Here is a 4,408-nt window from a genome sequence, read left to right on the forward strand (position 1 = left end):
CGTGCGGGACCCGCAGGCCGGGCCGGACGCCGACGTGCTCGTCGTCCGCGGACCGGTGCAGGCCCTCGACGACCTCGTGGTGCGGCTGGTGGAGGCCGGCGTCGCGGTGCGCGGGCTCGCGCCCGTGGTCCCGCCGCTGGAGGCCGCCTTCCTGGCCCTGACCGGGACCGGGACCGTTCCCGGCGAGACCGAGGAGGACCCCCGATGACCGCGACCACCACCACGGCCGGGCCGGCCGCGGACGAGGCCCGTCCGGCGCCGCTGCCGCGCGGCTACCGCTTCGAGCTGGTCAAGCTGCTGTCGCAGTGGCGGATCCGGCTGGTCCTCGCGGCGTGCTGGATCGCCCCCGCCGTGTTCGTGGCCGCGGTCAGCCTGCAGAGCTCGCTCCCGGCCGACACGGTCTTCGGCCGCTGGATGCACGCGTCCGGCTGGGCGGGGTCGCTGGTGGTGCTGGGCTTCTCGTGCACCTGGGCGCTCCCGCTGCTGACGTCCCTGACCGCCGGCGACGTGTTCGCCGCCGAGGACCGGCTCGGCACCTGGCGCCACCTGCTGGTCGCGGTCCGCTCCCCGCGCCGGATCTTCGCGGCGAAGGCGCTCGCGAGCCTCACCGTGATCCTGGCGATGACGGCCGGGCTGGCCGCCTCGGGCATCGCCGGCGGGCTCGCCGCGGCCGGCGCCCACCCGCTCGCCGGCCTCGACGGCCACATGCTGTCGTCCGGCGACGCGGCCGCGACGGTGCTGCTCGCCTGGTGCTGCGTGCTCGCGCCGACGCTGGCGTTCGCGGCGGTCGGCCTGCTCGGCTCGGTGGCCCTCGGCCGCTCGCCGATGGGCCTGCTGATGCCCGCGCTCCTCGCACTCGGACTCCAGCTCGCGCAGATGCTGCCGCTGCCGGTGGCCGTGCGGACGGCCCTGCCGGGCGAGGCGTTCCTCGCCTGGCGCGGCTTGTTCACCGAGCCCGTGCAGACCCGCCCGCTGCTCATCGGCGTCGCGGTCGCCCTGGTCTGGGCGGTCGCCGCCACCGCGCTGGCCTACCGGCTGTTCCTGCGCCGCGACTTCACCGACCTCGCCTACGACGGGTCGGGGCGGCGCGTCGCCGTCGGCGGCGTGCTGCCGCTGGCCGCCCTCGCCGTCGTCACGGTCGCGGTGGTCTCGTGGACCACCCCGGCGAAGGGGTCGGGGATCGAGCGGACGAAGCTCGAAGACTCCCTCGCCACCTCGTACGCGCACCTCTACCGGCTGCAGAGCCGCGAACTCCACCGCCCCGCCGTCACCGAGGCCCAGCTGCGGACCACCGCGTCCTGCGACAAGGGCGGCGACCGCGTCGCCGACGAGGGGCCGGGCAACGACTGGCGGTGCGTCGTGACGTGGCACCTGCCCGGCGTGGCCTCCGCCGGCACCGCCATCTACCAGCTCGACGTCACCGCCGACGGGCGGTACGTCGCCGACGGCGACGGTCCGAAGGAGGTGAACGGCTACTTCCAGGTGCGCACCTCGAGCGGGGATGCGCCCAACCCCCTGTGGCAGTTCGACGGCGACGTCGACCTGCTCGCCAGCCCCGCCAGTGCTCAGAAGGGTTAGCTCATGCACGTCAGAAGGCAACGCCGGAACCCCGCGGAGAACCGCTCCGGGGTGTTCCGCCGGCTCGGCGGCCGCCGGGTCCGGATCGTCGCGGCCGGTACCGCCGCGCTGGCCATCACGGCCGGCGGCGGCGTCGCCTACGCGTCGACGCACGCGTTCGGCACCCACAAGGTCGGCGACACGACCGGCCTCGGCACGCTGCTCGCCAGCGACCAGTTCAACAAGCCCCTGGGCGACCGCCTTCTCGTCGACAACGGGAAGCTGCTGTCGTCCACCGTCAGCCCGGACGGCCGCCATCTCGCGGCCCTGACCACGGACCGTTCCATCGCCCTGACGATCGCCGACCTGAAGGACTACAAGGTCCTCCAGCAGGCCGGCACCTCGGCGGCCGCGAACCTGAAGATCGGCAACAACAACGTGGGGCAGGAGGGCCCGACGTACTCGCCGGACGGCAAGACCCTCTGGATGCCGCAGATCAACGGGTTCAGCCGCTTCCCGGTGAACGCCGACGGCACCGTCGGCGCCCCGACGTTCATCACGATCCCGAACGACGGGTCGAAGCACCCGCTCCCGGCCCAGGCGGTGTTCTCCGCCGACGGCACCACCCTCTACACCGCCGTCAACGGCCAGAACCGCGTCGTGGCCATGGACCCGGCCACGGGCGCGATCACGCGCAGCTGGAGCGTTGGGAACGCTCCACGCGACCTGGCCCTGGTCGGCGGCAAGCTCTACGTCAGCAACGAGGGCGGGCGCCCCGCGAAGGACGGAGACCAGACCCTCAACTCCTACGGCACCCAGGTCCCCGCCGACCCGAAGACGGGCGCCGTCACCACCGGGACGGTGAGCGTCATCGACGTGGGCGACACCGGCGCCTCGGTGAAGTCCATCGACGTCGGCCTGCACCCGACGGCCCTGCACGCCGCCAAGGGCGTGCTGTTCGTCGCCAACACCGGCAGCGACACCGTCTCCGTGGTCGACACCTCCAAGGACGCCGTCGTCCAGACCATCACCACGCAGCCGTGGCCGGGCGCCAAGGTCGGTTACGAGCCCGACGGCATCACCCTCACCGGCGACGGCCGCCTCCTGGTCACCCTCGGCCGCGCCAACGCGCTGGCCGTCTACCGGTACAAGGGACCCAAGGCGCCGGTCGGCTACGTGGGCATGCTGCCGACGGACTACTTCCCCGAGAACGTCACGACCGTCGGCGGGCAGGTGGTCGTCACCAGCCTGCGCGGCATCGGCGAGCGCGGCCCCGGGCGCACCATCGACAAGGGCGCCGGCACGACGCCGGCCACCGGCCACAACACCCACGACTCGACCGGCACGCTGCTGCGGTTCACGCTGCCGGACGACCGGCTCATCGGCGCCTACACGGCCAGGGTGTTCCAGCAGAACGGCTGGGACGCCGCCTCGCTCGCCGGGCTGCGCGCCGGCGGCCGGGCGCGGCCCGTGCCGGTCCCGGTCCGCCTCGGCGACCCGTCGACCATCAAGCACGTCTTCCTGCTCGTGAAGGAGAACCGCTCCTACGACCAGGTCTTCGGCGACGACAAGCGCGGCAACGGCGACCCGGCGCTCGCGCAGTTCGGCGAGAACGCCACCCCGAACCAGCACGCGCTGGCCCGCCAGTTCGGGCTCTACGACAACGCCTACGACGTCGGCACCAACTCCGCCGAGGGCCACAACTGGCTCATGCAGTCCGACAACCCGGAGTACACCGAGTCGGGCGCCGGCGAGTACACCCGCAGCTACGACACCGAGGACGACGCGCTCGGCCACCAGCGCTCCGGCACGCTGTGGAGCGGCGTTCAGGCGGCGGGGGGCAGCGTCAAGAACTACGGCGAGTTCCTGCAGTTCGAGACCAAGCCTTCCGGCGCGACGTGGCAGCAGTTCTACTGCGACGCCAGGACCATGGCGGACACCGGCCAGAACACGGCCATCAAGACCGACTCGTCCTCGCCGATCCCGTCGCTGAACGACGTGACGGCGCACGACTACCCGAAGTTCGACACCGATATCCCGGACATCTACCGGTACGAGATCTGGAAGCGGCACTTCGACGCGGAGGGCCCGGGCAGCCTCAACATGTTCTGGCTGTCCAGCGACCACACCGGCGGCGCGCCGAACCCGATCGCGCAGGTCGCCGACAACGACCTCGCGGTGGGCCGGATCGTCGACCACATCTCGCACAGCAAGTACTGGAAGGACAGTGCGATCTTCGTCATCGAGGACGACACCCAGGACGGTGTCGACCACGTCGACGGGGCGCGCGGCCCGGTGCAGGTCATCAGCCCCTACGCCAACCACGGCAAGGTCGACAGCCACTACTACTCGCAGATCACGGTGGTCCGCACCATCGAGCAGATCCTCGGGGTCCGCCCGATGAACCAGAAGGACAGCGCGGCCACCCCGATGTACACCGCGTTCACCGGGCGGCCCGACTACACGCCGTTCACCGCCGTGCAGAACCGCGTCCCGCTGACCTACGGGCTCAAGACGCCGCCGGCCTGCGGTGAAGACCCCGTCCCGACGACCAGGGCGTCGCTCGCCCCCGCCCAGTCGCCGACCCCGGCGGTGCCGGCGGGGGAGAAGGGCGTCGCGAGCCTGTGGGACGCGTGGAACCGGCAGCAGCACCAGAACGACCAGAACCCGCAGCCCGACCGCGCCAACCCCGACCAGATGGACCACTACACGTGGTACCTGACCCACGGGTTCACCAAGCCGTACCCGGGTGAGAAGAAGATCCTCACCCCGGCGGAGGTGCCCGGCCGCTACCTGCCGTCGCCGGACGCCGACGGCTGATCCGGACCGGCACGGTCCACCACGTGCGGCC

3 protein-coding genes are annotated in these 4,408 nt (G+C 72.4%); all 3 read left to right on the forward strand.

Features of this window, described 5'->3' with window-relative positions; genetic code table 11:
• A partial coding sequence (locus tag ABZ914_RS47405) for a hypothetical protein (RefSeq protein ID WP_500201203.1) occupies positions 1–208 on the forward strand: 208 nt, incomplete at its 5' end.
• Positions 205–1,578 (forward strand): ABC transporter permease, encoded by a 1,374-nt coding sequence (locus ABZ914_RS47410; protein ID WP_500201204.1) that lies wholly within the window; start codon positions 205–207, stop codon positions 1,576–1,578. The genes ABZ914_RS47405 and ABZ914_RS47410, both read left to right, overlap by 4 nt.
• A 3-nt stretch (positions 1,579–1,581) precedes the next feature.
• Positions 1,582–4,377: an alkaline phosphatase family protein gene (locus ABZ914_RS47415; RefSeq protein WP_500201205.1), complete on the forward strand. Its 2,796-nt coding sequence runs from the start codon at positions 1,582–1,584 to the stop codon at positions 4,375–4,377.
• Positions 4,378–4,408 lie beyond the last annotated feature (31 nt).

The sequence above is a fragment of the Spirillospora sp. NPDC046719 genome, from assembly GCF_040645715.1.
Taxonomy (GTDB): Bacteria; Actinomycetota; Actinomycetes; order Streptosporangiales; family Streptosporangiaceae; genus Spirillospora.

Excerpts from the sequence above, each read along its gene's own strand:
- ABZ914_RS47410 (WP_500201204.1), top strand. The coding sequence starts at position 205 with ATGACCGCGACCACCACCACGGCCGGGCCGGCCGCGGACGAGGCCCGT.
- ABZ914_RS47415 (WP_500201205.1), top strand. The coding sequence starts at position 1,582 with ATGCACGTCAGAAGGCAACGCCGGAACCCCGCGGAGAACCGCTCCGGG.